Origin of the sequence: Micromonospora cynarisoli, from assembly GCF_030518815.1 — a bacterium.
GTDB classification, from domain to species: domain Bacteria; phylum Actinomycetota; class Actinomycetes; order Mycobacteriales; family Micromonosporaceae; genus Micromonospora; species Micromonospora wenchangensis.
Genome location: NZ_CP130426.1, coordinates 3,205,172 through 3,231,947, shown reverse-complemented (window position 1 = coordinate 3,231,947; position 26,776 = coordinate 3,205,172). Strand labels below are relative to the sequence as shown.

The 26,776-nt window shown below is 73.1% G+C and carries 25 protein-coding genes, 2 tRNA genes and 1 pseudogene; 18 read left to right on the top strand and 10 right to left on the bottom strand.

Translation table 11 applies throughout. From position 1 onward, the window contains the following. Nucleotides 1–374: 374 nt before the first annotated feature. Nucleotides 375–1,436: pseudogene (locus Q2K16_RS13435) on the bottom strand (mechanosensitive ion channel family protein); the annotation flags it as partial. 307 nt (nt 1,437–1,743) lie between these two features. Between Q2K16_RS13435 and Q2K16_RS13430 the strand changes: the two are divergent. Next, nucleotides 1,744–2,289, top strand: coding sequence for an HNH endonuclease (locus Q2K16_RS13430; RefSeq protein ID WP_088646592.1), 546 nt, complete (start codon nt 1,744–1,746; stop codon nt 2,287–2,289). 39 nt (nt 2,290–2,328) lie between these two features. Here the strand turns inward: Q2K16_RS13430 and Q2K16_RS13425 are convergent, their stop codons facing one another. From Q2K16_RS13425 to Q2K16_RS13415, 3 genes are all read right to left on the bottom strand, one after another. Next, a complete protein-coding gene (locus tag Q2K16_RS13425) occupies nt 2,329–3,189 on the bottom strand; it encodes a class F sortase (protein WP_302745750.1) in 861 nt (286 codons plus the stop codon). 12 nt (nt 3,190–3,201) lie between these two features. After that, a complete protein-coding gene (locus tag Q2K16_RS13420) occupies nt 3,202–3,726 on the bottom strand; it encodes a hypothetical protein (RefSeq protein WP_302745749.1) in 525 nt (174 codons plus the stop codon). Nucleotides 3,727–3,813: 87 nt separating this feature from the next. Further along, nucleotides 3,814–4,275 (bottom strand): Lrp/AsnC family transcriptional regulator, encoded by a 462-nt coding sequence (locus Q2K16_RS13415; RefSeq protein ID WP_302745748.1) that lies wholly within the window; start codon nt 4,273–4,275, stop codon nt 3,814–3,816. A 148-nt stretch (nt 4,276–4,423) separates the two neighbouring features. Between Q2K16_RS13415 and Q2K16_RS13410 the strand changes: the two genes are divergently transcribed. The 3 genes from Q2K16_RS13410 (at nt 4,424) to Q2K16_RS13400 (ending at nt 6,445) form a co-directional block, all read left to right on the top strand. Next, on the top strand, nt 4,424–5,326 hold the full coding sequence (locus Q2K16_RS13410) for a tryptophan 2,3-dioxygenase (protein WP_302745747.1): 903 nt from the start codon (nt 4,424–4,426) through the stop codon (nt 5,324–5,326). A 416-nt stretch (nt 5,327–5,742) separates the two neighbouring features. Next, nucleotides 5,743–6,045: an aa3-type cytochrome oxidase subunit CtaJ gene (gene ctaJ, locus Q2K16_RS13405; RefSeq protein ID WP_489671882.1), complete on the top strand. Its 303-nt coding sequence runs from the start codon at nt 5,743–5,745 to the stop codon at nt 6,043–6,045. Beyond that, nucleotides 6,032–6,445 (top strand): DUF5130 family protein, encoded by a 414-nt coding sequence (locus Q2K16_RS13400; RefSeq protein WP_302745746.1) that lies wholly within the window; start codon nt 6,032–6,034, stop codon nt 6,443–6,445. The genes ctaJ and Q2K16_RS13400 overlap by 14 nt, the downstream gene beginning before the upstream one ends. Nucleotides 6,446–6,632: 187 nt before the next feature. Here Q2K16_RS13400 and pepN read toward each other — a convergent pair whose 3' ends face one another. Further along, complete coding sequence (pepN, locus tag Q2K16_RS13395) at nt 6,633–9,179, bottom strand: aminopeptidase N (protein ID WP_302746469.1); 2,547 nt, start codon at nt 9,177–9,179, stop codon at nt 6,633–6,635. 223 nt (nt 9,180–9,402) lie between these two features. On the opposite strand from pepN, the gene Q2K16_RS13390 reads away from it, so the two are divergent. From Q2K16_RS13390 to Q2K16_RS13380, 3 genes are all read left to right on the top strand, one after another. Continuing rightward, the gene (locus Q2K16_RS13390; RefSeq protein ID WP_302745745.1) at nt 9,403–10,026 is read left to right on the top strand and encodes a mycothiol-dependent nitroreductase Rv2466c family protein; all 624 of its coding nucleotides are present in this window, start codon (nt 9,403–9,405) and stop codon (nt 10,024–10,026) included. 114 nt (nt 10,027–10,140) lie between these two features. Next, nucleotides 10,141–11,343, top strand: coding sequence for a DUF1015 family protein (locus Q2K16_RS13385; RefSeq protein ID WP_302745744.1), 1,203 nt, complete (start codon nt 10,141–10,143; stop codon nt 11,341–11,343). A 73-nt stretch (nt 11,344–11,416) separates the two neighbouring features. Next, nucleotides 11,417–11,902: a ribose-5-phosphate isomerase gene (locus Q2K16_RS13380; RefSeq protein WP_302745742.1), complete on the top strand. Its 486-nt coding sequence runs from the start codon at nt 11,417–11,419 to the stop codon at nt 11,900–11,902. Nucleotides 11,903–11,951: 49 nt separating this feature from the next. Here Q2K16_RS13380 and Q2K16_RS13375 read toward each other — a convergent pair whose 3' ends face one another. After that, the gene (locus Q2K16_RS13375) at nt 11,952–12,281 is read right to left on the bottom strand and encodes a hypothetical protein (protein WP_302745741.1); all 330 of its coding nucleotides are present in this window, start codon (nt 12,279–12,281) and stop codon (nt 11,952–11,954) included. A gap of 123 nt (nt 12,282–12,404) precedes the next feature. Here Q2K16_RS13375 and Q2K16_RS13370 point away from each other — a divergent pair, with 123 nt between their 5' ends. Further along, nucleotides 12,405–12,944, top strand: coding sequence for a hypothetical protein (locus Q2K16_RS13370; protein WP_302745740.1), 540 nt, complete (start codon nt 12,405–12,407; stop codon nt 12,942–12,944). A gap of 298 nt (nt 12,945–13,242) precedes the next feature. Next, nucleotides 13,243–14,040: a serine protease gene (locus Q2K16_RS13365; protein ID WP_368052549.1), complete on the top strand. Its 798-nt coding sequence runs from the start codon at nt 13,243–13,245 to the stop codon at nt 14,038–14,040. 94 nt (nt 14,041–14,134) lie between these two features. On the opposite strand, the gene Q2K16_RS13360 is transcribed toward Q2K16_RS13365, so the two are convergent. Together Q2K16_RS13360 and Q2K16_RS13355 are read right to left on the bottom strand one after the other, a co-directional pair. Beyond that, nucleotides 14,135–17,116 (bottom strand): Hsp70 family protein, encoded by a 2,982-nt coding sequence (locus Q2K16_RS13360; RefSeq protein ID WP_302745736.1) that lies wholly within the window; start codon nt 17,114–17,116, stop codon nt 14,135–14,137. 137 nt (nt 17,117–17,253) lie between these two features. After that, nucleotides 17,254–18,108 carry a DUF3152 domain-containing protein gene (locus tag Q2K16_RS13355; RefSeq protein WP_302745735.1) on the bottom strand — a complete coding sequence of 285 codons (855 nt, stop codon included), beginning with the start codon at nt 18,106–18,108 and terminating at the stop codon, nt 17,254–17,256. Between the two features lie 140 nt (nt 18,109–18,248). Here Q2K16_RS13355 and Q2K16_RS13350 point away from each other — a divergent pair, with 140 nt between their 5' ends. The 3 genes from Q2K16_RS13350 (at nt 18,249) to Q2K16_RS13340 (ending at nt 20,229) form a co-directional block, all read left to right on the top strand. Continuing rightward, a complete protein-coding gene (locus Q2K16_RS13350) occupies nt 18,249–18,746 on the top strand; it encodes a SigE family RNA polymerase sigma factor (RefSeq protein ID WP_088647118.1) in 498 nt (165 codons plus the stop codon). Further along, nucleotides 18,743–19,489, top strand: coding sequence for a hypothetical protein (locus Q2K16_RS13345; RefSeq protein WP_302745733.1), 747 nt, complete (start codon nt 18,743–18,745; stop codon nt 19,487–19,489). Before Q2K16_RS13350 ends, Q2K16_RS13345 begins: the two co-directional genes overlap by 4 nt. Nucleotides 19,490–19,557: 68 nt before the next feature. Further along, a complete protein-coding gene (locus Q2K16_RS13340; RefSeq protein ID WP_302745732.1) occupies nt 19,558–20,229 on the top strand; it encodes an SMI1/KNR4 family protein in 672 nt (223 codons plus the stop codon). A gap of 57 nt (nt 20,230–20,286) precedes the next feature. Here Q2K16_RS13340 and Q2K16_RS13335 read toward each other — a convergent pair. Further along, nucleotides 20,287–20,360, bottom strand: a tRNA-Gly gene (locus Q2K16_RS13335). 298 nt (nt 20,361–20,658) lie between these two features. Between Q2K16_RS13335 and Q2K16_RS13330 the strand changes: the two genes are divergently transcribed. From Q2K16_RS13330 to Q2K16_RS13305, 6 genes are all read left to right on the top strand, one after another. Beyond that, nucleotides 20,659–20,732: transfer RNA gene (locus Q2K16_RS13330), tRNA-Pro, on the top strand. 155 nt (nt 20,733–20,887) lie between these two features. Next, nucleotides 20,888–22,240 carry a trigger factor gene (tig, locus tag Q2K16_RS13325; RefSeq protein WP_302745731.1) on the top strand — a complete coding sequence of 451 codons (1,353 nt, stop codon included), beginning with the start codon at nt 20,888–20,890 and terminating at the stop codon, nt 22,238–22,240. A 170-nt stretch (nt 22,241–22,410) separates the two neighbouring features. Next, nucleotides 22,411–23,052 carry an ATP-dependent Clp protease proteolytic subunit gene (locus Q2K16_RS13320; protein WP_067310650.1) on the top strand — a complete coding sequence of 214 codons (642 nt, stop codon included), beginning with the start codon at nt 22,411–22,413 and terminating at the stop codon, nt 23,050–23,052. 10 nt (nt 23,053–23,062) lie between these two features. Beyond that, the gene (locus Q2K16_RS13315) at nt 23,063–23,725 is read left to right on the top strand and encodes an ATP-dependent Clp protease proteolytic subunit (RefSeq protein WP_030333536.1); all 663 of its coding nucleotides are present in this window, start codon (nt 23,063–23,065) and stop codon (nt 23,723–23,725) included. 213 nt (nt 23,726–23,938) lie between these two features. Next, complete coding sequence (gene clpX, locus Q2K16_RS13310) at nt 23,939–25,234, top strand: ATP-dependent Clp protease ATP-binding subunit ClpX (RefSeq protein WP_088647107.1); 1,296 nt, start codon at nt 23,939–23,941, stop codon at nt 25,232–25,234. Nucleotides 25,235–25,525: 291 nt separating this feature from the next. After that, nucleotides 25,526–26,323, top strand: coding sequence for a carbon-nitrogen hydrolase family protein (locus Q2K16_RS13305; RefSeq protein ID WP_302745727.1), 798 nt, complete (start codon nt 25,526–25,528; stop codon nt 26,321–26,323). Between the two features lie 28 nt (nt 26,324–26,351). Here the strand turns inward: Q2K16_RS13305 and Q2K16_RS13300 are convergent, their stop codons facing one another. After that, nucleotides 26,352–26,576: a hypothetical protein gene (locus Q2K16_RS13300; RefSeq protein ID WP_302745726.1), complete on the bottom strand. Its 225-nt coding sequence runs from the start codon at nt 26,574–26,576 to the stop codon at nt 26,352–26,354. Nucleotides 26,577–26,776 lie beyond the last annotated feature (200 nt).

Genomic DNA, 26,776 nt, shown 5'->3' with positions numbered 1-26,776 from the left:
GCGGATCAGCGATGACGTGATCACGCTCCCGGGAACGCGTGCACCGGATTCTGCCCGATCGTCTGACAACTGACTAGGGCGAACGGATTGATCGTCGCATCCCCGACTGAACGAACGGACGATACCCGAGGGGCCGGCCGGCGCGCGAGCCCGACCATCGGGCCGGGGTGGACGGGTGGTGAGCTGCGGTTTCAGCTACCCCCGGCCCGCCCGGTGCCCGTGCTGCCGGTGCCCGCCGTGCTGCTGCCGCCGCCCGTCGGGGCGCCCGGAGCCGTCGGATCGGTCGTGCCCGTCGGGGCAGCCGGGCCGGTCGGGCCGGAGGCGGCGGGGGTGCCGGCGGGCGTCGGGGCGGCCGGGTCCGACGGGCCGGCGGCGGGGGTGCCGGCGACCGCCGGCCCGGCGGTGCCGGTGGACATGGGCAGGCCGACCGGCGACAGCCCCGGATAGAGCCGGGCCGCCGCGATCCGCGCGGTGATGCCCGAGTTCTCCAACGCCTCGGCGAGCCGGCGGCGCAGCTCCCGGCCGACCGCGAACTGGCCGTCCGCCGTGGTCTTGACCACCGTACGGATCACCGCGCCGTCGACGGTCATCTGCTCCACCCCGAGCACCTCGGGCGGCTCGACGATGTCGGGGGACAGCTCCGGGTCCACCGCCACCGAGGCGGCGGCCGTCCGCAGCACCGCGTTGGCCTCCTCGGTGCCGGCGAACCCGATCGGCAGGTCGATCACGACCAGCGCCCAGCCCTGGCTCTTGTTGCCCACCCGGATGATCTCGCCGTTGCGGATGTACCAGAGCACCCCGCGACCGTCGCGGACCGTGGTGACCCGCAACCCCACCGACTCGACCACCCCGGTCGCCTCGCCCAGGTCGACCGTGTCACCGACGCCGTACTGGTCCTCGATCAGCATGAACAGCCCGGCGATCAGGTCCTTCACCAGACTCTGCGCGCCGAAACCGAGCGCCACTCCGGCGATGCCGGCGCTGGCCAGCAGCGGGGCCAGGTCGAAGCTGAACTCGCGCAGGATCATCAACAGCGCGATGCCGAAGACGAAGGCGGTGACCATGCTGCGCAGCACCGAGCCGATCGCCTCGGCGCGTTGGCGACGCCGCTCGGGGACGAACTCGGTGGGGTCGAGCGCGGCGGTGGGCACCCGCTCACGCAGCGGACGCAGCAGGGTGGGCACCGCACCGTCGGTGGTGGTACGGACCAGCCGGTTGATCGTCCGGTGCAGCGCCCAACGGGCCACGAACGCCAGCAGCAGGATCAGCACCACCCGCAGCGGCTTGAGCAGGATCCAGTAGCTGCCCTCGGCGAACCAGGCCGACCCGGTCACCCGGTACAGGTACTCGCAGGAGGTGCTGCCCAGACAGTCGGCACCCGAACCGCCCCCGGAACCGGGGCTGCCGCTCGGGGCCGGGCTCGGGGCGGCGGACAGGACGACGGACGACAGGCTGACGACGCTCACTCTGTCTTCGTACCGCAGGGGGCCGGACGGCCGACGGCCGACCCACCACGCCCGCCCGGGCCCGGGATCGTACGCCGCCGAACCGGACATCCTCCTACACCGCGCGGAGGGTTCTGCGGGTGCCCCGGATTAGTACGTGCATTACGGGGTCCGATCAGGGACGATTGGCGTCAACGGACGACGGTGATCCCGCCGGAGTCGGTCGTGGCCCGCCGCTGCCCGGGGGCCGACCGGCGCTGCCAGCGGTGGGAGCGGCTGGACCGGGAGGGTGAGCACGATGCCTGACATACGACCCACGGTGGGCTCCGGCGCGCTGGTCCTCAACGCCACCTACGAGCCGCTGTGTGTCGTGTCCGTGCGTCGCGCCGCGATCCTGGTGCTCTCCGCCAAGGCCGTCTGTGTCGCCGACGGCGACGGCATCCTGCACAGCGCCCACGACGCGCTCCCCGTCCCCTCGGTGGTGCGGCTGACCCGGTTCGTCCGGGTGCCCTACCGCACCCACGTCGGGCTCTCCCGCCGGGCGATCTTCGCCCGTGACGGCAACCGGTGCGCCTACTGCCGGGGCCCCGCCGAGACCATCGACCACGTCTTCCCGCGCAGCCGTGGGGGCCGGCACGCCTGGGAGAACGTGGTCGCGGCGTGCGCCCGGTGCAACCACACCAAGGGCGACAAGACCCCGGCCGAGCTGGGCTGGCGGCTGCACTGCCTGCCGGCGGCCCCGAAGGGCACCGCCTGGCGGGTGCTCGGCCACCGCGCGCCCGACCCCCGCTGGGCGGACTGGCTCGACCTGCGGGAACCGCTGCGCGAGGCCGAGGCCGCCTGACCGCTGCGCGAAGCGGAAGCCGCCTGACCGCTGCGCGGGTCAGCGGGCCCGGACCAGGGTGGCGTACACCACGACGTTGTCGGCGTAGCCGGTGCCGCCGCCGACCCAACGCCCGCCACAGGTGATCAGCCGCAGGTTGGGGCGGCTGAAGTCGCCGAAGATCTCGTCGACAGGCAACCGTTCCTTGCCGTACCGCCGCACCTCGTCGACGGTGAAGACGGCGACCCTACGATCGGCGCGGGTCACCTCGATCTCGTCGCCGTCGCGCAGTTCCCGCAGCCCGTGGAAGACCGCCGGCCCGGTGGTGGTGTCCACGTGCCCGACGATCACCGCCGGGCCGTACTGGCCGGGGGTGGGGCCCTGGTCGTACCAGCCGGCCTCCTGGGCGCGGGCGGCGGCCGGGACGTCGATGCTGCCGTCCGGGGCGATGCCGACCTGGTGCACCGGGGCCCGCACGTCGATCCGGGAGATGGCGATCTGGGTCGGCGGGCTGCCCGACAGCACCGGGAACCGCTTCGGCGGCGGGCGCAGGCCGGCGACGAACCGGTCCGGCAGGACGCTGAGCCCGGTGACCCGCTCCACCCCGAGCATCGCCACGATCAGCAGCATCACCGCGGCGATCGCCAGCACCGGCAGGCCCGGCCCGGACCCGGCGAACCGGCCGCCGAACGCCGGTCCCCGGGGCACCGGGCGTACCGGACGGGCCCGGGTGACCGGGTCGGCGGTGGTCACGCTGGCGGAGAACGCCTGGCCGGCGACCCGGCGGAAACGCCAGGCGGCGCGGCGGGTGCGGGCGGCGATCCGGTGGGCGGCACGCCGGCTGCCGGCGGCGACCCGGACGGTGCGCCGGGCCGCCGCCCGCAACCGGTGGCCGGCCGGCCGTGAACGGGTGCGGGCCATGACGGCAGGTGGTCAGGCACCCGGCCGGGTCCGTCGGCGGTTGCCGCCGAAGACGCCGAGCCCGGCCGCCACGGCCACCACGGCCAGGCCACCGACCAGCAGCAGCGAACCGCTACCCCGGTCGCCCGCCGTCCCGCCGCCGCCGGTCGCCGGGCCCTTGCTCGGCTGGGCCATGTTCAGCACGGTCAGCATGGTGGAGGCGGTGTTGCCGTTGGCGCACCGCAGGTCCACCGGATAGTCCCCGGGCTGCTTGTTGCCCGGGATGGTGACCGCGCCGGTGAGGAAGCCGTTGTCGGGCCGCAGCACCACCCGCCCGAAGGCGTCCGAGTGCACGGTGGCCTGCTGGTTGTTGGCGTTGTCGCAACTCGCCCGGACGGTGACCCGGGTGCCGGCCTGCGCGGTGTTCGGCGTGACCTCGACGAAGGTGTTCTCCCCGGCGCGCGCCGGGATGGCCGCCGCCAGGACGAACACCCCGACCAGGGTGAGCATCGCCAGCACGGCGTGGACGGCACTACGGTGCAGAGTGAGCCCCCGCATGATTCCCCCCTCCCGGCGACGGTTCGCCGGAATCCTGCGACGGGTGTGCGGGGCTGCATTCCCGCTGGCCCGGGGGCAAACCCGGACTCAGGCCCGCCCGGGGTCCGTGGCGGGCGGCAGGGGGGTGACCGGGTGCCACTCCAACGGGCTGGAGAGCACCATCGTGCTGGACGGCTGCCCGTACGGTGCGAGTCGGTCGATCACCGCCTCGAACTGCCCGATCGAGCCGGTGGCGACCTTGAGCATGCTGCACGCGTCCCCGGTGATCCGGTGGATCTCCTGGATCTCCGGCCAGTCGACGACGTTCGGGTCGTGCAGGATGCACCGTGGGCCGTAACAGGACATCCGGATCAGCGCCACCACCCCCCGGCCGGCGCGGGCCAGGTCGACGTGCGCGTGGTACCCGGTGACCACCCCGGACTCCTCCAGCCGGCGGACCCGTTCGGCGACCGCCGGTGGGGACAGGTGCACCCGCCGGGACAGCTCGCTGTACGACAGCCGCGCGTCGGCCTGCAACTCCCGCAGCAGGGCCCAGTCCATCTCGTCCACGCACCGACCTTATCTTCGGCAGGTCATGCCGCCGAAGTGCCTTCCGTTCGTGAAGTCAGAGCCGGTCAGCGCCATCGAAGCGGCATTCCGTCAGGGGCGCGTACCGGGAGATCATGTCGGGGACGGCCGAACCGGAGGAGGCGAGACGGTGGAACAGACGGACCTGCGGGCGCACGCCTCGAACCCGGCGGTGCGCCCGGCCACCCCGCAGCAGCGCCGGGCCCGCGCCGCCCGCAACGGCGGTGAGCCCACCCTGGAGTTCGCCGACCGGACGCCCTACGACGCGTACGTGCACGCCAGCACCCTGCACACCCTCCAGCAGCCGCTGAGCACCGACCCGGGCGAGATGTCCTTCCTGATGGTCAGCCAGATCATGGAGCTGTACTTCGGGCTGACCTGCCACGAGCTGCGCCAGGCCCAGCGTGACCTGCGGGCCGACCGGGTCTGGGCGGCGCTCGCCCCGCTGCGCCGGGCCGCCCTGCACCTGGAGGGGCTCAACGCCGCCTGGCGCGGGTTGCGCTGGATGACCCCGGCCGACTTCAACAGGTTCCGCGACCTGCTCGGCGAGGGCTCCGGTTTCCAGTCCGCGATGTACCGCCAACTGGAGTTCCTGCTCGGGCTGCGCGACCCGGCGCTGATCCGCCCCTTCCGCCGCCAACCCCGGGTGTACGACGACCTGCGCGCCGCGCTGGCCGCGCCGAGCCTCTGGGACGACGTGATCGCCCTGCTCGGCCGGCACGGGCACGAACTGCCCGCCGAGTTGCTCACCCGGGACGTCGCCGACGAGCACCTGCCGCATCCCCGGGTCGAGGCGGCCTGGGTGGCGGTCTACGACGACGACGGGCCGGACAACCACCTGCGACAGCTCGGCGACGCGCTGGCCGACGTGGCCGAGCAGTTCGGCGACTGGCGCTGGAACCACGTCAAGGCCGTGCAGCGCACCATGGGCGCCAAGGTGGGCAGCGGCGGGTCGGCCGGGCTGGCCTGGTTGCAGCGCAGCATGTCCCGGGTGGTCTTCCCCGAACTGTGGTCGGCCCGCACCGCGATGTGACCCCGGCGGCTCGCGGGTGACGCCCCGACGCGCCGTCCGGACCACGGACCGGTCCCGTCGCCCCGCAGGGCGAGGGACCGACCGGTACGTGGTCAGGAGTGCCACGGGTCCCGGCACCGGGACTGGCAATCCCGGCCGGGTCATGTCAGCGGAACATGGGGCGGACGCCACACCCGAGCCGGTCGTGTCGCCCCGACGCGATCCGGTGCCGAACCGGCAGGATGGGACCGGGTGACCCGACTCGTCGCCGCCGTGGGGCCGCTGGAACACTGGAGTGACAGGTGGGATCGGCACCCCGCAGGCTCGCGGGACGTCGGCTCCGCTAACGTGAATGGCAGCGGAGTCGGGAGCCGGTGTCACGATCGTCCACCCGACCCGGAAGCTCTGGTCTCTCTTACCGCCTGGGGGCGTTGGGATTGTCTGTCACTGACACGTTGCTGATCTTCGTCGGCATCCCGGCGGCGGTGGTGCTGGTGATCGTCGGGCTGGTCTTCGCCGCCAACCACGGCAGCGGCGGCGGCGCCAAGCGCTACCGGCCGGGCCGACGCTTCGACTTCACGCCGGTCTGGTTCCTGGGTCGCCCCGAGCAGTTGGCCGACTCGGCCGGCACCACCCTGGCCGCCGGTGCCCAGGCGCCGGCGCTGACCAGCCACAAGCAGCAGCAGGCCGGCATCGAGGCGCCGGCCGGTGGAACCGGAGGCGCAAGTGACCGTTGGTGAGCAGGTCGACCAGGCCGGTACGGGCACCCCGCCCGAGGTGCTGGACGGGCCGTTCTCGACCCGGCAGCTGCTGCGCATCGACGAGGCGCTGCGCCTGGCCGACCAGGGCAGCGGCCTGATCTTCTCGGTCTACGTCGGCGGCCTCGACGAGCCCGTCCGGGAGCACGCCGAGCGGCTGCACCGCCAGCTCGCCGAGCCGGACAGGTCGGTGCTGATCGCCGTGTCGCCCAACCAGCGCCAGCTGGAGGTCGTCACCGGCCGGTACGCCCGCAAGCGCATCCCCGACACGTACGTCAAGCTGGCCGCGCTGTCCATGGTGGCGTCCTTCGGCGGCGGGGACCTGGCCGGCGGCATCATCCAGGGCCTCGACCAGCTCGCCAGCCACGCCGGCCGGGCCTGAGCCCGCCGCCCGTCCCGACCCGACCGGAGCCCGGCCCGCACCACGCGGACCGGGCTCCGTCGCGTCCACAGGTTTCCGTCACGGGTGGCGTGCACCGGCACCGCCCACGCCTGGCCGGCACCGCAGAGCGGCCCGGGGCCGGCGTGGGCTCGCACCCGCGCCGGCCCCGGGCCGTGCCACCTCGACGTCAGCCGCTGCGGGCGTCCCGCGCGCGGGCCTTCAGCGCCCGGACCACCCCGTCGCGTCCCTCCGCCACCAGGCGGCGCAGCGACGCCGGGTGGCCGTCGCCGGCCAGCCACGCGTCGGTGGCCGCCACCGTCTCCTCCTCGACCAGGTACGCCGGGTACGCCAGCTGCACGAACTCCTGCGCCGGCTCGCTGTCGCGCTGCGCCCACACCTGCGCCACCGTGGCGAAGTACCGCTCCCGGTACGGCGCGGTCAGCGCGACCTGCGTCGGGTGGGTCAGGCCCTGCAACAGCGCCCGGTTACGCCAGTTCGGCAGCGCGTCCGGCCCGGTCAGCAGGGACCACACCGTCGCCTTGTTCTCCGCGGTCGGCACCAGCGCGTGCGCGTAGGCGGCCTCCCGCTCGCCGGAGGCCGTCCGGTCGCCGGCCAGCTCCGCCTCGATCTCGGCGGGGCCGGCCGCCCCGTTGGCCACCAGCGACTGCAACACCGTCCACCGCAGCTCGGTGTCGATGGTCAGGCCCGCCGGCACGTCGGTGCCGGCCAGCCACCCGCGCAGCGTCGCCAGGTCGTCGTCGGCGCGGGCCGCCGAGGCGTACGCCCGGGCCCAGGCGAGCTGGAAGCCGCTGCCCGGCTCGGCCGCCGCCAGCGTCTCCCGGGCGGTGCGGGACAGCCCGGCCCAGCCGGTCGACGCCCAGGCCGGGTCGGCGTAGAAGACCAGCGCGGTGCTGGCCTGCCGCAGGGTGGCGGTGACCAGGTTGATGTCGGTCTCGGCGGGCAGCCCGGCCAGCACCAGCGCCACGTAGTCGCGGGCCGAGAGTTCGGCGTCGCGGACCATGTCCCAGGCGGCCGTCCAGCACAGCGCCCGGGCCAGCGACGAGTCGAAGCCGGCGATGTGCTGCACCACTGTCGCCATCGACCGCTCGTCGAGCCGCAGCTTGGTGTAGGTCAGGTCGTCGTCGTTGAGCAGCAGCACGTCGGCGGCCGGCCGCCCGTGCAGCACCGACAGCTCGGTCACCTCGCCGGTGACGTCCACCTCGACGCGTTCCCGGCGGACCAGCCGGCCGTCGGTCAGGTCGTACAGGCCGACGCCGATCCGGTGGGTACGCAGCGTCGGGTGACCGGCCGGGGCCTCCTGCCGGACCAGCACCCGCTCGTAGCCGCCGTCGGGGCCGATGGTCACCTCGGGGCGCAGGGTGTTGACCTGGGCGGTCTCCAGCCACTGGGCGGCGAACTTGCGCAGTTCCCGGCCGGAGGCCGTCTCCAGCTCCGACAGCAGGTCGTCGAAGGTGGCGTTGCCCCACGCGTGCTTGCCGAAGTACGCCCGCAGCCCGGCCAGGAACGGCTCCTCACCGACGTACGCCACGAGCTGCTTGAGCACGCTGGCGCCCTTGGCGTACGTGATGCCGTCGAAGTTGACCTCGACCGCCTCCAGGTCCGGCATCTCGCAGTAGACCGGGTGGGTGGAGGAGAGCTGGTCCTGCCGGTAGCCCCAGTTCTTGCGGATCGACAGGAAGGTCGTCCACGCCTCGGAGAACCGGGTGGCGTGGGTGTTGCACCAGTGGCTCGCCCACTCGGCGAACGACTCGTTGAGCCACAGGTCGTTCCACCAGCGCATGGTGACCAGGTCGCCGAACCACATGTGGGCCAGCTCGTGCAGGATCGTGTTGGCCCGCTGCTCGTACTCGAAGTCGGTGACCTGCGAGCGGAACAGATAGTGCGACTCGGCGTGGGTGACGCAGCCGAAGTTCTCCATCGCGCCGGCGTTGAAGTCGGGCACCCAGAGCTGGTCGTACTTGGGCAGCGGGTACCGCACCCCGAACTGCTCGTGGAAGAAGTCGAAGCCCTGCTTGGTGATCAGGAACAGGTCGTCGGAGTCCAGGTGGGGGGCCATCGACGCCCGGCAGAAGACGCCCAGGTCGATGCCGTCGTGACTGTCCCGCACCTCGTGGTACGGCCCGGCGCACAGCGCGGTGATGTAGGTGCTCATCTGCGCCGAGGTGGTGAAGTGGACGGTCTTGAGCCCCTCGCCTGCCGGTTCCTCCCGCTCGACGGGCATGTTGGACACCACCCGCCAGTGCGCCGGGACGGTGGCGTGCCAGGTGTAGACGCTCTTCAGGTCGGGCTGGTCGAAGCAGGCGAAGACCTTCTGCGCGTCGGCCGTCTCGAACTGGCTGTAGAGGTACGTCTCACCGTCGACCGGGTCGACGGTGCGGTGCAGGCCCTGCCCGCTGTTGGAGTAGCCGAAGTCGGCGTCCACCACGAGCACGTTGTCGACGGCCAGCCCGGTCAGCGCCAGGCCCTTCTCGGCCGACCAGCCGGTGAGGTCCACCGGCTCACCGTTGAGCGTCGCCGTGCGCACCGACTCGGCGGCCGTCTCGATGAAGGTGCCGGCACCGGGTTCGGCACAGCGGAACCTGACCTCGGTCACCGACCGGAACGTGCGGCCCTCGGCCTGCACCGCGGTTGACAGGTCGAGGTTGATGTCGTACCCGGTGACCTCCAGCAGGCGGGCCCGCTCGGTGGCCTCGACCTGGGTCAGGTTGCGCACTCCTGGCACTTTCGTCTCCATCCCACTCTCGCCGCCTTCCGGCTGCGCCAGCCCCTGCCGGCCGCTCGTGGCGGCGACCCGAGCCGAGTCTTCCATGCACCGACCCCGCGGTGGTCGACGTCACGCTCTCATTCCGCTACCGATCGATGCCGTTCGGGGTGAGGATCGACGGGTAACCGCGCCGGGGCCGCCGGCGTGCCTGACGTCACGAAGGGATTCCACCGTGACCGAACGTGTCGCCGTCGACATGTGGTTCGACCCGCTGTGCCCGTGGGCCTGGATCACCTCCCGTTGGCTCCTGGAGGTCGAGCAGGTCCGGGATGTGGACATCAGCTACCACGTGATGAGCCTCTCCGTCCTCAACGAGGGCCGGGAGCTGCCCGAGCAGTACCAGGAGATGATGAAGCTGGGCTGGGGACCGGTACGGGTCTGCATCGCCGTGGAGCAGGCGCACGGCGGTGCCACGCTGGCGCAGCTCTACACCGCCATGGGCACCCGCATCCACCTCGGCAAGGAGCCGCTGGGCCGGGAGATGATCACCGCGGCGCTGGCCGACGTCGGGCTGGACCCGTCGTTCGCCGACGCCGCCGACTCCACCGAGTACGACGAGGCGCTGCGGGCCAGCCACGAGGCCGGGATGCGGCCGGTCGGCACCGACGTCGGCACCCCCGTGGTGCACGCCCCCGGCCCGGACGGCGAGAAGATCGCCTTCTTCGGCCCGGTCATCACCCCGTCGCCCAAGGGTGAGGCCGCCGGCCGGCTCTGGGACGGCGTCCTGCTGGTCGCCGGCACCCCCGGCTTCTACGAGCTGAAGCGGTCCCGCGAGCTGGGCCCGATCTTCGACTGACCCCGACCCCGGCGGGGCCCGGCCGACCGGGCCCCGCCGGGCGACGGTTCATCTGGTGGACCCGGCGCGGGGTCGGCGTCGCGCAGGCCGTCGTCGCCGGTAGCGTCAACCCCCATGACGGTCGTGCATCCGATCGCCCGGGCCTGGATCACCACTGGCGGCACCGGCGCGCAGAACTACGACGAGTTCGCCGACGACGCGGAGATCACCGCGATCATCGAGGCGAACCCGCACAGTGCCCTCGGCATCGAGATGCCCCACCGGGCGCCGGAGAGCCTGGGGAAGTCCTTCTCCGACGCGCTCGGCGACGCGGTGGCCCGGCTCACCGAGGCCAAGGCCGACGGCAGCTACACCCCCGCCGAGCAGGTGGTGGTCCTCTACCGGATCAGCGCGCCGGGGGAGGAGCCGGCGTACGGGCTGTTCGCCATGGTCGACACCGACCAGATCTCCACCAGCGCCGACGAGCCCGGCCTGGTGATCCGCAACGAGGACGTCTTCATCGCCAAGGTGCGGGAGCGGGTCGCCCTGGCCGAGGCGCTCGGTCACCTGCTCTCCCCCGTACTCCTGCTCCAGACCGGGCGCGGTGACGAGCTGCACGCCGCGCTCGCGACGGCGACCGACACGGCGGGCGTGCCGGCCGCCACCGACACCGACCAGGCCGGCCGTACGCACGCCATCTGGCTGCTCGGCCCCGGCCCCGAGCAGGACGCGCTGACCGCGCTGGCCGGCGGCGGCGAACTGGTGGTCGCCGACGGCAACCACCGCAGCCTGGCCGCGCAGACCGGCGGCTTCCCGCGCTTCCTCGCGGTGGTCACCACCCCGGCGTCGGTGGCCATCCAGCCCTACAACCGGCTGGTCAGCGAGCTGCCCTGCACCCCCGAGGAGCTGCTCGACCGGCTGCGCGCCGCCGGCGCGCAGATCAGCCCGGTCGACGGCCCGGTCGAGGTCCCGGCGGCCGGCGGCACCGTGCACCTCCGGCTCGCCGGCCAGGGGTACGCGGTGACCCTGCCGCACGACGCGGCCGCCGCCCGGCTGGAGAAACTCGACCACGCCCTGGTGGAGCGGCTGCTGCTGCGTGACGCGCTCGGCCTCGACCCGGGCGACAAGCGGATCACCTACGTCGGCGGCGACTACCCGGCGAGCTGGCTCACCGGTGAGGTCGACGCCGGCCGGGCGGAGCTTGCCGTCCTGATCGCCCCGGTGACCGTGGACGACTTCGTCGCGGTGAACCTGGCCCGGGAGAAGATGCCCCGCAAGAGCACCTGGTTCACCCCGAAGGCGCGCGGCGGCCTGGTCGTCGCCGAGCTGCCCCGCTGAATCCTGTGACGAATCCGCCCCGGCACGCCGCCCCCACGGCGGGCCGGGGCGCGGCCCTGACAGACTGCCCGGTATGCGCGTCTACCTGGGATCCGATCACGCCGGTTTCGAGTTGAAGGTGCACCTGGCCAATCACCTGGCCAAGCAGGGCTACGAGTTGGTCGACGTGGGCCCGCACGCCTTCGACCCCGACGACGACTACCCGACCTTCTGCCTGCACACCGGCGACCGGGTGGTGGCCGACCCGGGCAGCCTGGGCGTGGTCATCGGCGGCTCCGGCAACGGCGAGCAGATCGCCGCCAACAAGGTCGCCGGTGTCCGGGCGGCGCTGGCCTGGAGCGTCGAGACCGCCCAGCTCGGCCGGCAGCACAACGACGCCAACGTGGTGGCCGTCGGCGCCCGCCAGCACACCCTCGACGAGGCCGCCGCCATCGTCGAGGCGTTCCTCACCACCCCGTTCTCCGGCAACGAGCGGCACGCCCGCCGGATCGCCCAGGTGGCCGAGTACGAACGCACCCGCGAGCTGCCCGAGCTGCCCGCCCCCGCCGACCTGTCCTGACCGCCGCCCGCCCCGATCCGTCGACCGGGCCGGTCACCGGCCGGCCCGGTCAGCGGCCCGAGCGGGGCAGATCCTCCCGGGGCACCCAGTTCCGCCTGATGATCACCAAGCGTTCCTCGGCCTCGGCCAGGTCCTGCTCGGTGGGACGGGCCGCGTCCCGGGCCCGTAGCGCGGCCTGCACGCTGACCTGCGACGAGCCGGAGCCGACCAGTCCGCGCAGACCCCGCTCGCCGTCCTCGCCACCGGGGACCCGCCGGGCCCGTGGCGGTGGGGTCCCGTCGTGCACCTCGGCCGTGGCCGCCGTCGGCGGCTCACCGCCCCCGTCCGCCGGCTCCGGCTGGTGCCGTAGCCGGCGTCGCCGCCGCTCCGCATCCACCATCTCCCGACCGTACCGTCCGGCGGCACCCGTCGGGCCGGGCCGGGCGCGGCAGTTTGTCCGCTCGCTACCCTCGAAGACGGTGGACCGGTCGACGGCCGGCACCGGTCATGGGGAGGAAACAAGATGGCAGACCAGACACAGCCGTGGGCCGAGCGGACCGTCGAGGTGCCGCCCCAGCCCGGTGTCGGGGTGCCGCCGCAGCGGGAACCGTTCCGCCGGGGCGTCGCCTCGGTGGGGCAGCCCCGGGCTCCGCGCACCGAGCCGTTCCCGGTGGTCGAGCACGACCAGACCGGCTGGTCCGAGCCCGCCGCCCCGCGCCGGCCGATGAGCTGGCACGTGGAGCAGCTGCGCCGGGGTGGCGAGTGGAGCGCGGCCGGCGCCCTCTTCGCCTTCGTCTGCTGGGGCATCTGGGCCATCTCCGGCCGGGGCGACCTGGGCACCCCGCTGCTGACCTTCCTGCTCAGCCTGCTGGTGGCGGCCGGCCTGTTCGCGCTGTCCCGGCTGCTCGGCCGGGTGATCCTCGAACGCCAGCTCGGCCGGGTACGCCGCAGCGCCCGGGGCGCGCACCTGGTGACCGGGGTCTTCCTGGCCGGGGTGGGCATCGCCTACCTCCAGCAGACCCAGTGGGTGATGGACGCCTGGAACTTCGTCACCGGCAACTGAGCCACCCGACGCCCCGACGTCCGGTACGGCGGGCGGGCCGGGTGGTGACCCGGTCCGCCCGCGTCCGGTCGCGGGGTTGCCCGCGACACCGGTCGACACTCCTCCAGGCCGGGCGCTGGCATACCCCGCCGCCCCGGCTTCATCCCCGCCCGGCCGGGTGATCCCGCGCGCCGCCCCGATCCGCCTGCCGCGATCGTATGACCCCAACAGGATGTTGATGCACATCGATTGATCGATCTAGGCTCCCGCCATCGAACCGGCGCCCCCACAAGGCGCGCCGCCGAGGGTTGGAGGCCCTGTGAACCGTTGGCGCAGTCTCATCGGCCGGATGGCCGCCACGATGGTGGCCATCACCGCCGGGTCGCTCGTCCTGACCGCCCCGGCCACCGCCGCGCCCACCCCCGACGCGGCCCCGTCCGTCGTCGGCGGCACCCGGGCGGCGCAGGGCGAGTTCCCGTTCATGGTCCGGCTCTCCATGGGCTGCGGCGGGGCGCTCTACAGCCCCCGGCTCGTGCTCACCGCTGCCCACTGCGTGAACCGGACCGGCACGAACACCAGCATCACCGCGACCCTCGGCGCGGTCGACCTCCAGTCGAGCAGCCGCATCCAGGTCAAGTCCAACTACGTCTACCAGGCCCCCGGCTACAACGGCAGCGGCAAGGACTGGGCGCTCATCCGACTCGCCACCCCGGTCACCTCGCAGGCCACCCTGCCCATCGCCACCACCACCGCCTACGACAACGGCACCTTCACCGTCGCCGGCTGGGGTGCCGCCCGGGAAGGCGGTGCGCAGCAGCGGTACCTGCTCAAGGCCACCGTGCCGTTCGTCAGCGACGCCAGCTGCTCGTCCTCCTACCCCGGCGAGCTGATCGCCGCCGAGGAGATCTGCGCCGGCTACGCAAGCGGTGGCACCGACACCTGCCAGGGTGACTCCGGCGGCCCGATGTTCCGCCGCGACGCCGCCAACGCCTGGATCCAGGTCGGCATCGTGAGCTGGGGCGACGGCTGCGCCCGGCCCAACGCCCCCGGCGTCTACACCCAGGTCAGCTCGTTCGCCGCGTCGATCGCCTCGGCTGCCGCCAGCCTCGGCGGCTGACCCACCGACCGCCCCCCCGGGCCGCTGCGCCACCGACCGCCCCCGCGGCAGCCGGTGGCGCAGTGGTGTCCGGCCACTCAGCGTCCCCGGCGGATCAGCCGTCCCCGGCGAACCGGTACAGCACGAAGTCCCGCTCCGCCCCGCAGACGATCACCGACGTGTTCCACGCGCACGACTCGCTGCGGACGCCTTGGAGCTGCCCCATCTCGGTCAGCCCGCCGGACTTCGACACCCCGGCCAGGCTCCGGTCGTCCTCGACGCTGCTCGGCGTCTCGGCGAAGACCAGCAGGTTGCCGGCGTCGACCCGGGCCGCCGTGCCCTTGCGGTCGGTCAGCACCGCCTTCCCCGCCGGGTCGAACAGGCTCACCGTGTTCTTCGGCGACTCCCGCCGGACGAGCAGGTGCTCGCCCACCGGCACCAGGTCGACGCCGCCCGGCGCCGCCCAGCGACGGCTGCCCTTGCCCTCGGTGGCGGCGACCACCTCGGTCCGGTCGGCGTCGCCCTCCGGCACCTCCAGCAGGCAGGCCCGGTGCTCGCCGCAGGCCACCAGCCCGGTGACCCGCCGCTGCCCACCAGCGCTGTAGAGCACCGTCGGCTCGGCGAAGCTGCCCAGGTCGTAGCCGAGCAGCTTGTATCCCCGGTCCTCCGCCACCACGTACAACCGGTCGCCGTGGGCGACCATCCGGTCGCTGACGTCGGCGACCCCGTCGCGGCGGCGCAGCACCTCACCGCTGTCCATGTCGACCAGCCGGACCGACCGGTCGGCCCCCACCTGCACCAGCCGGTCGGCGTCGCCGGGGCCGGGAGCGTCGTCGAAGCCGGTGGGGCCGACCGCGCCCTGCTCGGTGCCGACCGGCAGCACCGTGGTGCGGGTGTCGTCGTACTCGCTGCGGGGGTTGTCCAGGGCCCATTCCTGCCTGCCGTCGCGCAGCCGCAGCCCGACCAGGCGGCTGCCGGCACGGTCCACCCGGACCAGCGTCTCCCGGGTGACGTGCACCGCATCGTCGCCGTGCACCGGCAACCGCCACCGTTCCCTGCCACTGCCGGCGTCGAGCACCACCACGTCCCGGGGCGTGCTGTCACCTGCCTCGTCCGCGACGGCCAGCACCGCCCCCGGCACCGCCCGGACGCCCTTCCACCGCCCGCCACCCGCTGCGATCGTGTTCCGCCAGGCCTGCTTCCCGGTGCCGGCGTCGACCGCCACCACCGTCAGCCGGTCGTCGGGAAGCTGGTAGGCCAGGTAGGCGCGGTCATCGAGCACGGCGGTGAACATCGCCGTCGGCCGGTCCCCGTCGGCGGCGGGCCGGGCCACCTCGGTGAGGGTGTGGAACTCCAACGCCGGGTAGCGGTCCCGGGTGAACCAGAGCGCCGCAGCGCCGAGCACGCCGAGCAGCGCCAGTCCCGCACCGAGCCCGATCAACAGCCGGCGAGGCCCGCGCCGCGCCGGCGTCGTCGGGCCGGCACCGGTTCCCGGCGGCGACACCTGTGGTACGCCCGGCCAGCCCGCCGGATACCCGGCCTGGGTCGGCACGCCGCCCGGCACGGTCCCGTCCGGCGGCATCCCGCCCGGGGGCGGCACCGGCGTTCCGCCCGGTCCGGCCACCGGTGTCCCATGAAGCGGGGCCACCAGCGTCGCGCCGGGCCCCGCCGGCAGGGTGGCGCCCGGTCCGGGCAGGAGGGTGTGGCTCGTGCCGGCGGCCGGCGCTGCGCCCGCCGGCAGGGTGGCGGGTGGGCCGTCACCGGACCCGACCGGGGTGGACGAGGCGGCGGGTGCCTCCGGCGCGGCGTCGTGCGCCGCAGTGGACGACGGTTGCGCCGGGGCGGGCGAGGGCTGCGTCGCAGTGGACGACGGTTGCGCCGGGGCGGGCGAGGCTTGCACCGCAGCGGGTGACGGCTGCGCCGGGGCGGGGCCGGCCGGCCCGGGACGCCGGCCCGGCCGGGGCAGCGGCAGGTCGGTGAGCGCCCCCTCCGCCACCGGCAGCTCGGGCTGCTCCAGCACGGTCGGCGCGACCCCCAGCTCGGCGTGCAGCAGCCGGGCCACCAGCGGCACCCGGGACGAACCCCCGACGAGGAACAACCCGGCGAGCCGGTCCGGGGTGAGCCCCGCCTCGGCGACCACCTCCCGGGTCCGGTCGACCGCCCGGGTCAGCAGGGGAGTGGCGAGCTGTTCCAGCTCCGCGCGGGTGAGCGGGACGGCGGTCTCCAGGCCGGGCACCGCGACCGGGGCCACGGCGACCCGGGACAGCATCTCCTTCGCCCCACGAACGTTGTCCCAGAGCTGCTGCCGGTCCCGCCACTGCCCGGTCGTCTCCGGCTGGGTCAGCCGGGCCCAGAGCACCGCCTGATCGTCGCCGACCACCTCACCGACCCGGGTGAGCAGGGCCGCGTCGAGGTCCAGCCCGCCGAGGTCGGCCATCCCGCCGGTGGCGATCACCGTGAAACCCGAGTCGCCCCACGGGTCGGCACCCTCGTTACGGACGACCGCCACGTCCAGGGTGCCGCCGCCGAAGTCGAACACCGCGACCGACTCGCCCACCGGCACCGGCCGCCGCAGCACCTCCGTGTAGTAGCGGGCCGCCGCCACCGGTTCCCGCAGCAGCCGGGTGCCCACCGGCACCGGGCCGGACATGGTGTGCTCGGCGGCCGGCGGCCAACCGGCCAGCGCCAACGCGTCGTGCAGCACCTGCCGCCGGGGCGCCTCCCAGGCGGCGGGACAGGTGAGCACCGCCGGGGGCAGGAACCCCACCGTCGCCACCGCCTGCTCGGCGACCGCCCACAGGGTCGCGGCGAGCAGTTCCGCCGGGGCGTACGACCTGTCGCCGAGGAGGACCGTCGGCTCGTCCACCAGGCGTTTCGGGTTCGGCTCGTACCGGGCCGGGTCCGCCTGGGCCAGCCGCTGGGCGTCCCGGCCGACGTGCAACCGGCCCTCGGTGTCGGCGTAGACGCCGGACGGGAGGATCGGCTGCCCGTCGACGAGTAGCGGTCGGGTCCGCCCGTCCGGCCAGCGCAGCACGGCCACCGTGTTGGACGTGCCCAGGTCGACGCCGAGGGCGTATCCGTCCTGCTGGCCTGCCATCCGTCGCTACCTCCACCGGACGAGGGGATGCCCGGTCCCGCATGGTACGCAGCCCCCGCCGCCCCCGGCCGGTCCGGACGCTCGGCCCCGGCCGTCCGGCCGTCCGGCCGACCCCGTCGCCCCCGGCCCGGCGGCCGTCAGCCCCGGCGGCCCGGCTCGGGTGGGGGGATCCGGTCGGCGTACGCGCCGGGCGGCCCCGAGTAGCGCCTGCCGTCCCGGTACGGCGAGGCGTTGGCGGTGCACCCGTGCAGGCCCAGCGTCTGCTGCTGCATCACCGGGGCCGGCCGCCCCCGCCCCGGGCACCGCTCGTGGCCGTGGCCGAGCCGGTGCCCGACCTCGTGGTTGACCACGTACCGCCGGTAGACGGCCAGCTCCGCGCCGTACCCCGGCGCGCCCTTCACCCAACGGGCCACGTTGATCACCACCCGGTCGCCGTTGCGGCACGAGGTGTAGCCGTCCGCCGCGTCCCCGCACAGCTCGTCGCGGGTGCCCGGGGTGGCCAGGTGGACGGTGAAGTCGGCGGGCCCGCCGGGGCCGACCCGCCACAGCCGCAGCGTCCCGCCCGTGGTCCACCCCTGCGGGGCGGTCAACGTCGCGCTGACCTCGGCCGCGAACTCCGCCGCCGGCAGCCCCCGGATGTCACGTTCCACCGCCACCCGGTACCGCAGCAACCGGCCGGGCCCTTGGGGGGCCGCCGGTTCACCGGAGGCGACCTGCCAGCGGTTGGCCCCGTCCCCCGGATAGCTGACCGGGGCGGGCCCGGACCGGCCGGGCGTCACGGCGGCCGATCCGCCCGGCCGGGCGGACCCTGCCGGCTGTCCTGGCCCGCCCGCCCGGTCGGGCACCGCCGCCGCGGCCGGTGGGGGCGGCGTCGCCGCAGTTCGCCCCGCCGCCGGCAGCCCGCAGCCGGTCAGCCAGGCCGCCATCAGCAGCACCGTCACCGACCGTCCGCGCGGGCCGCCGCCGCAGCGGGGGCTAACCTTCGTCGCCATGGTGCCTCCTCCGCCCACCGCCGGGCGGCGTCGGGCAGCGGGAAGGACGGGCGGCCCACCGGAACAGTTGATCCCGCCGGGACTCAACCTTTCGGTGTCCCCGCCCGTCCTGTCCGGCGTGGCAAACGGGAAGAGCGGGCATGGCCCGGGGTGACGCGGAGTTCGTCGAGTTCGCCCGGTCCGCCTCCGGGCGGCTCCGACACGCCGCGTTCCTGATGACCGGCAACCACCACCAGGCCGAGGACGCCGCGCAGACCGCCCTGGTCCGCACGTACGCCTCCTGGTCCCGGATCCGCGACGAGGACGCCTACGGGTACGCCCGCACGGTGCTGGTCAACCACCTCGTCGACGGGTGGCGGCGGCCGATCCGGGAGTACCCCACCGACGACCTGCCCGAGCAGCGGCGCGGTGACGTCGCCGACGACGTGGCCACCCGCCGCTGGCTGCTCGACATCCTCGGCGCGCTCAGTGCCCGCGAGCGGGCCATCGTGGTGCTCCGCTACTACTTCGACCTACCGGAGGCACAGGTGGCCCGCGAACTGGGCGTATCGCTCGGCACGGTGAAGAGCACCGGTTCCCGGGCGTTGCAGAAGCTGCGCGCCACCGGGACCCCGGCGACCCAGGGGACCGGACGATGACCGAGCTGGAGCAGCTCCGCCGGGCCATGCGGGCGACCGAACGGCCGTACCACGAGGATCTCGACCTGACCGTGATCATGCGCGACGGCCGGCGGCTGCGCCGCCGACGCCGACTCGTCGGCGCGGGCGCGACGGCGCTGGTCACCGTGCTGGTGGCCGGTGGTGTCGGGCTCGGCGTGCAGTGGGCCCGGCCGCCGGCGGCGGACCGCCCACCCGCCCGCGCCGCCACCGTGCCCGGCGCGACGCCCCCGGCGACGTCGCCGCCGAACCCCGGACCCACCCGGTGGAGGCCCCCCCAGCAGCCGATCGGCGAGGTGATCGACACCGGCATCCGGTACGGCGTCGACCAGCGGGTGTACTACCTGGTGGCGGTCGACGTGCCCGAGGGGCCCAGGGTGCGGGTCGGGTTGATGGCCGGCCGCCGAACCCCCGCCGGCGAGCTGACCAACGACATCGTCATCAACGACGTGCAGGGCAGCGACCGGCGACCGGGCTTCCACGAGATCGGGTACGACGACGCGACCCCCTCGGACGCCCGCCCGCCGGTGCCGACCTTCGGATACTTCGTCGGGCCGGCGACCCGGATCGTCGGCACCGTCGGGGGTCGGCAGGTCGACGCCCGGCTGGCCCGCTGGAGCACCGACCCGGAACTGGTCGTCTTCTGGTTCGACCCGGTCGACCTCACCCCCGGCGTACGACTCGACGGCATCGTCGCCCGCGACCGGTCCGGTCGCCTGCTCTGACCCGGCGAGACCCGACTGCCATCGACGGGCTCCGCTGCCCCTTCTGCCGTGCTTGTATCGTGCCGGGCGTGACGCGCTCCGACTGGACAGACATCCGTGGACGGCTCGCGCGGCTGGCCGCGACGCCCGACGCAGGCGCGGTGTTCGGTGCCGGTGACCACGGGTGGGAGCTCGAACCACCACTGACCGCCGACGAGATGACCGAGCTGGAGGAGCAACTCCGGGTGGAGCTGCCCGCCGAGTACCGGTCGTTCCTGCGGGAGGCGGGTCGGGGCGGCGCGGGGCCGGCCTACGGGCTGTTCCCGGTGCGTCGGCGCGACGGACGGTGGCAGTGGGAGGGCGACGGCGCCGACCTCACCACGCTGGCGGCGCTCGGACGTCCCTTCGCCCACGTCGAGGCGTTCAACCCGGCCGACGGCCTACCCCCCGAACCCGACGAGGACGACTACGACTCGGAGGAGGCGTTCACCGCCGCGCAGGACGCCCACTGGGAGCGGTACGAGAAGGTCGTCTACACGCCGGAGAACGCGGTCGGTCTGCTGTACCTGTGCCATCTCGGCTGCGCGTTGCGGGAGGCGCTCGTCGTCAGCGGTCCGGCGCGGGGGCACATGTGGGCGGACGACATCGCCGAGGGCGGTGGTTTCCGGCCGCTGCATGACGACGACGGGACGCCGCTCGGCTTCGCCCGTTGGTACCGGCGCTGGCTGGCGGCAGCCGAGCACGAGGCGGCAGCCGGCTAGCTCTCTGGGGTGGGACGGGAGGAACGGGGCCGACCCGTGACCTGGGTCGAGAGGGTGTGGAGCGGGCGACGGGAATCGAACCCGCACCGTCAGTTTGGAAGACTGAAGCTCTGCCATTGAGCTACGCCCGCGTACGCCCGGAAACAGGACGCGCCGCAAGCCTACCCCCACCCCCACACCCCGGCATTCCCTCCCCCCGCCCCGTTTCCCCGGTGATCAAGAGGTATCCGTCACCCTCGACGCTCCCTCTGACGCAAACCTCTTGATCACCGAGGCCATGACAGGCGCGGCGCCGGGGCCACGCCGGGGGTGGCACCGAGGCCATGCCGAGCGCCCGCCGGGGCCATGCCGAACGTGAGTGGGGGACAGGCCGGTGGGGGACGCCCCGGCATCCCGGGCGGGGCGCGACGGCATACACTTCTTGCGCCACGGGGTGTGGCGCAGCTTGGTAGCGCACTCGCTTTGGGAGCGAGGGGCCGTGGGTTCAAATCCCGCCACCCCGACTGCGTGCGCCTCCCGGGATCACCCCCGGGAGGCGACGCCGATCCGTGCGGTTCGCCGGGCGCTGCCGGAGCAGCGTCCCGGCTCGCCTACACTCGATGCGCGCAATCACGCCCAGACCCAGACCCACCACTGAGATCCGTCAAGGAGTACGCCTGTGAAGAGCACCGTCGAGACTCTGAGCCCGACGCGCGTGCGGCTCGCCATCGAGGTGCCGTTCGTCGAGCTCGAGCCGAGCCTCAAGAAGGCGTACCGGGAGATCGGCCAGCAGGTCCAGGTTCCCGGCTTCCGTCGGGGCAAGATCCCGGCCGCCGTGATCGACCAGCGGGTGGGCCGGGGCACCGTGCTCAACGAGGCGGTGCAGGAGGCCATCCCGCAGAACATCCTCGCCGCGGTGCGCGAGCACGACCTCAAGACGCTCGGCCGCCCGGAGGTCGAGATCACCGAGTTCAACGACGGTGACTCGCTCAACTTCACCGCCGAGGTCGACGTCCGGCCCGAGCTGACCCTGCCGGACCCGGCCACCGTCGAGGTGACCGTCGACGAGCTGCAGATCGACGAGAGCGAGATCGACGAGCAGGTCAAGAACCTGCGCGAGCGGTTCGCCACGCTCAAGACCGTCGAGCGGGCCGCCGCCGAGGGCGACTACGTGCAGATCGACCTGAACGCGACAGTCGACGGCGAGGACGTGCCGGGCGGCTCGGCGAGCAACATCTCGCACGAGGTCGGCAGCAAGCAGCTCCTGCCGGGCCTGGACGAGGCCCTGGTCGGTCTCGCCGCCGGCGACGACACCACCTTCACCACCCAGCTCGTGGGTGGCGACTTCGCCGGCCGGGACGCCGAGGTGGCGGTGACCGTCCGCACGGTCAAGGAGAAGGAGCTGCCGGAGCTGGACGACGACTTCGCCCAGATGGCCAGCGAGTTCGACACCATCGACGAGCTGCGCGCCGACCTGCGGGAGAAGGTCACCCGGGGCAAGCGGGTCGAGCAGATCTACGCCGCCCGGGACAAGGCCCTGGAGCAGCTGGTGGCCGCCGCCGAGGTGCCGGCACCGGAGGGTGTCGTACGCGAGGAGGTCGAGAGCCGCAAGCAGGCGATGGTCGACCAGCTGGAGCGGATCGGCGCCTCGATGGAGGAGTACCTCGCCGCCGAGGAGAAGACCGAGGAGCAGATCGACGCCGAGCTGACCGAGGCGGCGACCGAGGGCGTCAAGATCCAGCTGCTGCTGGACACCCTGGCCGACGCCGAGGACACCCAGGTCTCCGACGACGAGTTCGGCCACGAGATCGTCCACCGGGCGCAGCGCGCCGGGATGGCCCCGCAGCAGTACTACGACCAGCTGGTCCGCTCCGGTGCCGCCGCCGCCGTCTTCGGTGACGTGCGGCGCGGCAAGGCGCTCGCCTCCGTGATGGAGAAGATCAAGATCAAGGACTCGGCCGGCAACGAGGTCACCCTCGACGCGCTGCGGGCCGAGAGCGAGCAGGCGCACGACCACGACCACGAGCACTGATCCGACCCGGTAGGCCGCCGTCCGCCCGTTGCGGCGCACGGCGGCCGAACCCCTTTCCGGGTACGTCCCGAGCCTGCTGCGCTGAGAGCGAACAGTGCCGCGAGCGGGAGTCGATCACCCGGTGGAGCGGTTAATGTCGGGTACGACGGTACGGAGAGCGAAGGGCTGCCATGACCGACATGCACATCCCAGCGAAGCCGCTCCGGGCGATCGAAGCCCGAGGTGGCGACACCATTGGCAACCTCGACGACTCGGTCTACAACCGGTTGCTCAAGGAGCGCATCATCTTCCTCGGCAGCGAGGTGAACGACCAGGTCGCCAACCGCATCTGCGCCCAGCTGCTGCTGCTCGCGGCGGAGGACCCGGACCGCGACATCTTCCTCTGGATCAACTCGCCGGGTGGCTCGGTCTACTCCGGCATGGCGATCTACGACACCATGCAGTACATCGACAACGACGTGTCGACCGTGGCGATGGGCATGGCCGCCTCGATGGGTCAGCTGCTGCTCTGCGCGGGCACCAAGGGCAAGCGGTACGCCCTGCCGCACGCGCGGATCATGATGCACCAGCCGTCCGGTGGCCTCGGCGGCACCGCGTCGGACATCGCGATCCAGGCCGAGCAGATGCTCTACACCAAGCGGATGTTCCAGGAGCGGGTCGCCCACCATACCGGGCAGAGCCAGGCGCAGATCGAGGCCGACTCGGACCGCGACCGCTGGTTCACCGCCCAGGAGGCCATGGACTACGGCTTCATCGACAAGGTGATCATCGGAGCCACCCAGGTTCCGGATGGCGCCGGGACCCTGAGCTGAGGAGCTGACGATGACCGATCTGAGCCTGCCGCCCCAGTTCGCGGCCGTGCACAACCGTTACGTCCTGCCGTCGTTCGTCGAGCGCACCTCGTACGGGGTCAAGGAGTCCAACCCGTACAACAAGCTCTTCGAGGACCGGATCATCTTCCTCGGCGTCCAGGTGGACGACGCGTCGGCCAACGACGTGATGGCGCAGCTGCTGACGCTTGAGGGCACCGACCCGGACCGCGACATCATCATGTACATCAACTCGCCAGGTGGTTCGTTCACCGCCATGACGGCGATCTACGACACCATGCAGTACGTCCGGCCGGACATCTCCACCGTCTGCCTGGGCCAGGCGGCCAGCGCGGCGGCGGTGCTGCTGTCGGCGGGCACCCCGGGCAAGCGGATGGCGCTGCCGAACTCGCGGATCATCATCCACCAGCCGGCCACCGAGGGTGGCTACGGGCAGGGCTCGGACATCGAGATCCAGGCCCGGGAGATCCTGCGGATGCGCACCCAGCTGGAGGACATGCTCTCCCGGCACTGCAACCGGCCGATCGAGCAGGTTCGCAAGGACATCGACCGCGACAAGATCATGACGGCCGAGGAGTCCAAGGAGTACGGGCTGGTCGACACGATCCTGACCAGCCGCAAGAAGGGCCTGCTGGCCGCCAACGCGGCCCGCTGAGCGCCACCGGTCGGAGGTCGGTCGGGTGAGCAGTTCCCGGCCGGCCTCTGACACACCCGTTTTGGGGGTCGGAGAAACCCTCGCCAGCGGGTAACGTCGGGTCCGTACGGCGTGGCCGGGTCGGACCGGCGGAACGGATTTCACCACGGACGGGCGCCCCGGCGTCCGCGGTTCAGGGCCGGTCTCCGGTCGACGAGTGCAGGGAGAACGTAGGTGGCACGGATCGGTGACGGCGGCGACCTACTGAAGTGCTCGTTCTGCGGCAAGTCGCAGAAGCAGGTCAAGAAACTCATCGCGGGTCCAGGTGTCTACATCTGCGACGAGTGCATCGACCTCTGTAACGAGATCATCGAGGAGGAGCTGGCCGAGTCCGGCGAGGTGAAGTGGGAAGAGCTTCCCAAGCCGATGGAGATCTGCCAGTTCCTCGACAACTACGTCGTCGGCCAGGACCAGGCCAAGAAGGCGCTCGCGGTGGCGGTCTACAACCACTACAAGCGCATCCAGGCCGAGGCCGCGAACGCCCCCGGTTCCGGCAGCGACGCCGTCGAGCTGGCCAAGTCCAACATCCTGCTGCTCGGCCCGACCGGGTGCGGCAAGACGCACCTCGCGCAGACCCTGGCCCGGATGCTCAACGTGCCCTTCGCGATCGCGGACGCCACCGCGCTGACCGAGGCGGGCTACGTCGGCGAGGACGTGGAGAACATCCTCCTCAAGCTGATCCAGGCCGCCGACTACGACATCAAGCGCGCCGAGACGGGCATCATCTACATCGACGAGGTCGACAAGATCGCCCGTAAGTCGGAGAACCCGTCGATCACCCGGGACGTCTCCGGCGAGGGGGTGCAGCAGGCCCTGCTCAAGATGCTCGAGGGCACGGTGTCGAACGTGCCGCCGCAGGGCGGGCGCAAACACCCCCACCAGGAGTTCATCCAGATCGACACCACCAACGTGCTCTTCATCTGCGGTGGTGCCTTCGCCGGCCTCGACCAGATCATCGAGGCCCGCACCGGCTCCGGCGGCACCGGCTTCGGTGCCCGGCTCCGGTCGGTCTCCGAGCGTTCCACCGACGACATCTTCAGCCAGGTGATGCCGGAGGACATGCTCAAGTTCGGGCTGATCCCCGAGTTCATCGGCCGGCTTCCGGTGATCACCAACGTGCGCAGCCTGGACCGTTCCGCCCTGGTACGCATCCTCACCGAGCCGCGCAACGCCCTGGTCCGGCAGTACCAGCGGCTCTTCGAGCTGGACGGCGTCGAGCTGGAGTTCGAGCCGGCGGCGCTGGAGGCGATCGCCGACCAGGCGATGCTCCGGGGCACCGGTGCCCGTGGTCTGCGCGCCATCATGGAAGAGGTCCTCCTCTCCGTCATGTACGAGGTGCCGAGCAACCCGGACGCCGCCCGGGTGCTGATCACCCGCGAAGCCGTGCTGGAGAACGTCAACCCGACCATCGTGCCGCGTGAGTTCACCGGTCGCCGGGCCCGGCGCGACCGCGAGGAGAAGTCGGCCTGACCGACACCCCGACCACAGTCGGAAGCACGGCCCCCGCCCCGGGCCGTGCTTCCGCACGTACGGGCACTTCGCCCCTGACCGCCGCCTGACCGGTAGTCCACCCCGATCCCGCACGCTCGGCTCGCCGTCGCCCCTCCGTGGCGCTCCGGGCCGTCCGCGCGGGCCCCTGTGGTCGACCGTGGGGTGTCCGAGCGTCCGTCCCGGGCGGCGCCCCCCGGTCGGTGTCCACGTTCCGGCCTCGCCGGGTCGCGGGCTGTCCCGGGGCCGCCGTCCGCCCGTACCCTGAGCGGCATGCGCGTCGCCGTCTGCCAGCTCAACGCCCGCGACGACCGGTCGGCCAACCTGGCCGCCGCCGAGGCCCTGCTCGTGCGGGCTGCGGCGGCCGGTGCCGACCTGGCGGTCCTCCCGGAGTACGTCGACTATCTCGGCCCGGCGGAGGGGATGCCGCCGGCCGAGGGCGTGGACGGCACGGTGGGGACCTTCTTCGCCGGGGTGGCCCGCCGGTTGGGGATCTGGCTGGTCGCCGGCTCCTTCCACGAGGTCGGGCCGGACCCGGCGCACACCTGGAACACCTCGCTGGTCTTCGACCGTTCCGGCACCCTCGCCGCCAGCTACCGGAAGATCCACCTGTACGACGTGGAGATCCCCGGTCGGGTGTCCTACCGCGAGTCCGCCACGGTCTCCCCCGGAGCGGAACCCGTGGTGGTCGACGTGGAGGGTCTGCGGGTCGGGCTGACCATCTGCTACGACCTGCGCTTCCCGGAGCTGTACCGTCAGCTCGCCACGGACGGGGGAGCGCACCTGCTCGTCGTGCCGGCGGCGTTCATGATGCACACCGGCCGGGACCACTGGGAGGTCCTGCTACGGGCCCGGGCGATCGAGAACCAGTGTTTCGTGGCCGCCGCCGGACAGACCGGTGACCACGACCCGGGCCGGACGTGCTTCGGCCGCAGCATGGTGATCGACCCATGGGGTACGGTGCTCGGTCAGGTATCGGACGGACCGGGTCTCACCGTGGTCGACCTCGATCTGGACCGGCTGCGGACGATCCGGGCCGAGCTGCCCAGCCTGGCCAACCGCCGCCTCTGAGGGCGCCGCGGGGCGGGCCGGGCGTCGGTCAGCTCAGCAGCACCCCCACCACGGCCAGGGCGATGATCGCCGCCGCCGTCACCACCAGGGCCGTTCCCATCCTGGAGGGTCCGCGTCGGGCCAGTCGGACGACCGACAGTACGACGACGACGAGCACGACCGCCGCGATCACCAGTTGCCAGAAGGGCAGCAGGAGTCCCAGCAGTGCGTCGTCGGCGAGGGTGACCGTGGGGGAGCGGGACGCCTCATCCATGGCAGCCACTCTGGCACGGTTCGGCCACCTCGGCGTCGTTCCGGTACCCGGGCAGGACACCGGAAGGGGCGGACGTCGGCAGGTGAAGGCCGCCGACACAAGTAGTGACGATCATTGATTTGCCTTCCGTGGGGTGTCCGCGTAACTTTCTCTCTGCACGCGGGAGGCCGGACGAACCGGCCGAGAACGGGCACCAGGAT

Excerpts from the sequence above, each read along its gene's own strand:
- Q2K16_RS13320 (WP_067310650.1), top strand. The coding sequence starts at position 22,411 with ATGACCGACATGCACATCCCAGCGAAGCCGCTCCGGGCGATCGAAGCC.
- Q2K16_RS13430 (WP_088646592.1), top strand. The coding sequence starts at position 1,744 with ATGCCTGACATACGACCCACGGTGGGCTCCGGCGCGCTGGTCCTCAAC.
- Q2K16_RS13385 (WP_302745744.1), top strand. The coding sequence starts at position 10,141 with ATGACGGTCGTGCATCCGATCGCCCGGGCCTGGATCACCACTGGCGGC.
- Q2K16_RS13345 (WP_302745733.1), top strand. The coding sequence starts at position 18,743 with ATGACCGAGCTGGAGCAGCTCCGCCGGGCCATGCGGGCGACCGAACGG.
- Q2K16_RS13425 (WP_302745750.1), bottom strand. The coding sequence starts at position 3,189 with ATGGCCCGCACCCGTTCACGGCCGGCCGGCCACCGGTTGCGGGCGGCG.
- Q2K16_RS13370 (WP_302745740.1), top strand. The coding sequence starts at position 12,405 with ATGGCAGACCAGACACAGCCGTGGGCCGAGCGGACCGTCGAGGTGCCG.
- Q2K16_RS13360 (WP_302745736.1), bottom strand. The coding sequence starts at position 17,116 with ATGGCAGGCCAGCAGGACGGATACGCCCTCGGCGTCGACCTGGGCACG.
- Q2K16_RS13350 (WP_088647118.1), top strand. The coding sequence starts at position 18,249 with ATGGCCCGGGGTGACGCGGAGTTCGTCGAGTTCGCCCGGTCCGCCTCC.
- Q2K16_RS13380 (WP_302745742.1), top strand. The coding sequence starts at position 11,417 with ATGCGCGTCTACCTGGGATCCGATCACGCCGGTTTCGAGTTGAAGGTG.
- Q2K16_RS13315 (WP_030333536.1), top strand. The coding sequence starts at position 23,063 with ATGACCGATCTGAGCCTGCCGCCCCAGTTCGCGGCCGTGCACAACCGT.
- Q2K16_RS13305 (WP_302745727.1), top strand. The coding sequence starts at position 25,526 with ATGCGCGTCGCCGTCTGCCAGCTCAACGCCCGCGACGACCGGTCGGCC.
- Q2K16_RS13355 (WP_302745735.1), bottom strand. The coding sequence starts at position 18,108 with ATGGCGACGAAGGTTAGCCCCCGCTGCGGCGGCGGCCCGCGCGGACGG.
- Q2K16_RS13420 (WP_302745749.1), bottom strand. The coding sequence starts at position 3,726 with ATGCGGGGGCTCACTCTGCACCGTAGTGCCGTCCACGCCGTGCTGGCG.
- Q2K16_RS13300 (WP_302745726.1), bottom strand. The coding sequence starts at position 26,576 with ATGGATGAGGCGTCCCGCTCCCCCACGGTCACCCTCGCCGACGACGCA.
- Q2K16_RS13375 (WP_302745741.1), bottom strand. The coding sequence starts at position 12,281 with ATGGTGGATGCGGAGCGGCGGCGACGCCGGCTACGGCACCAGCCGGAG.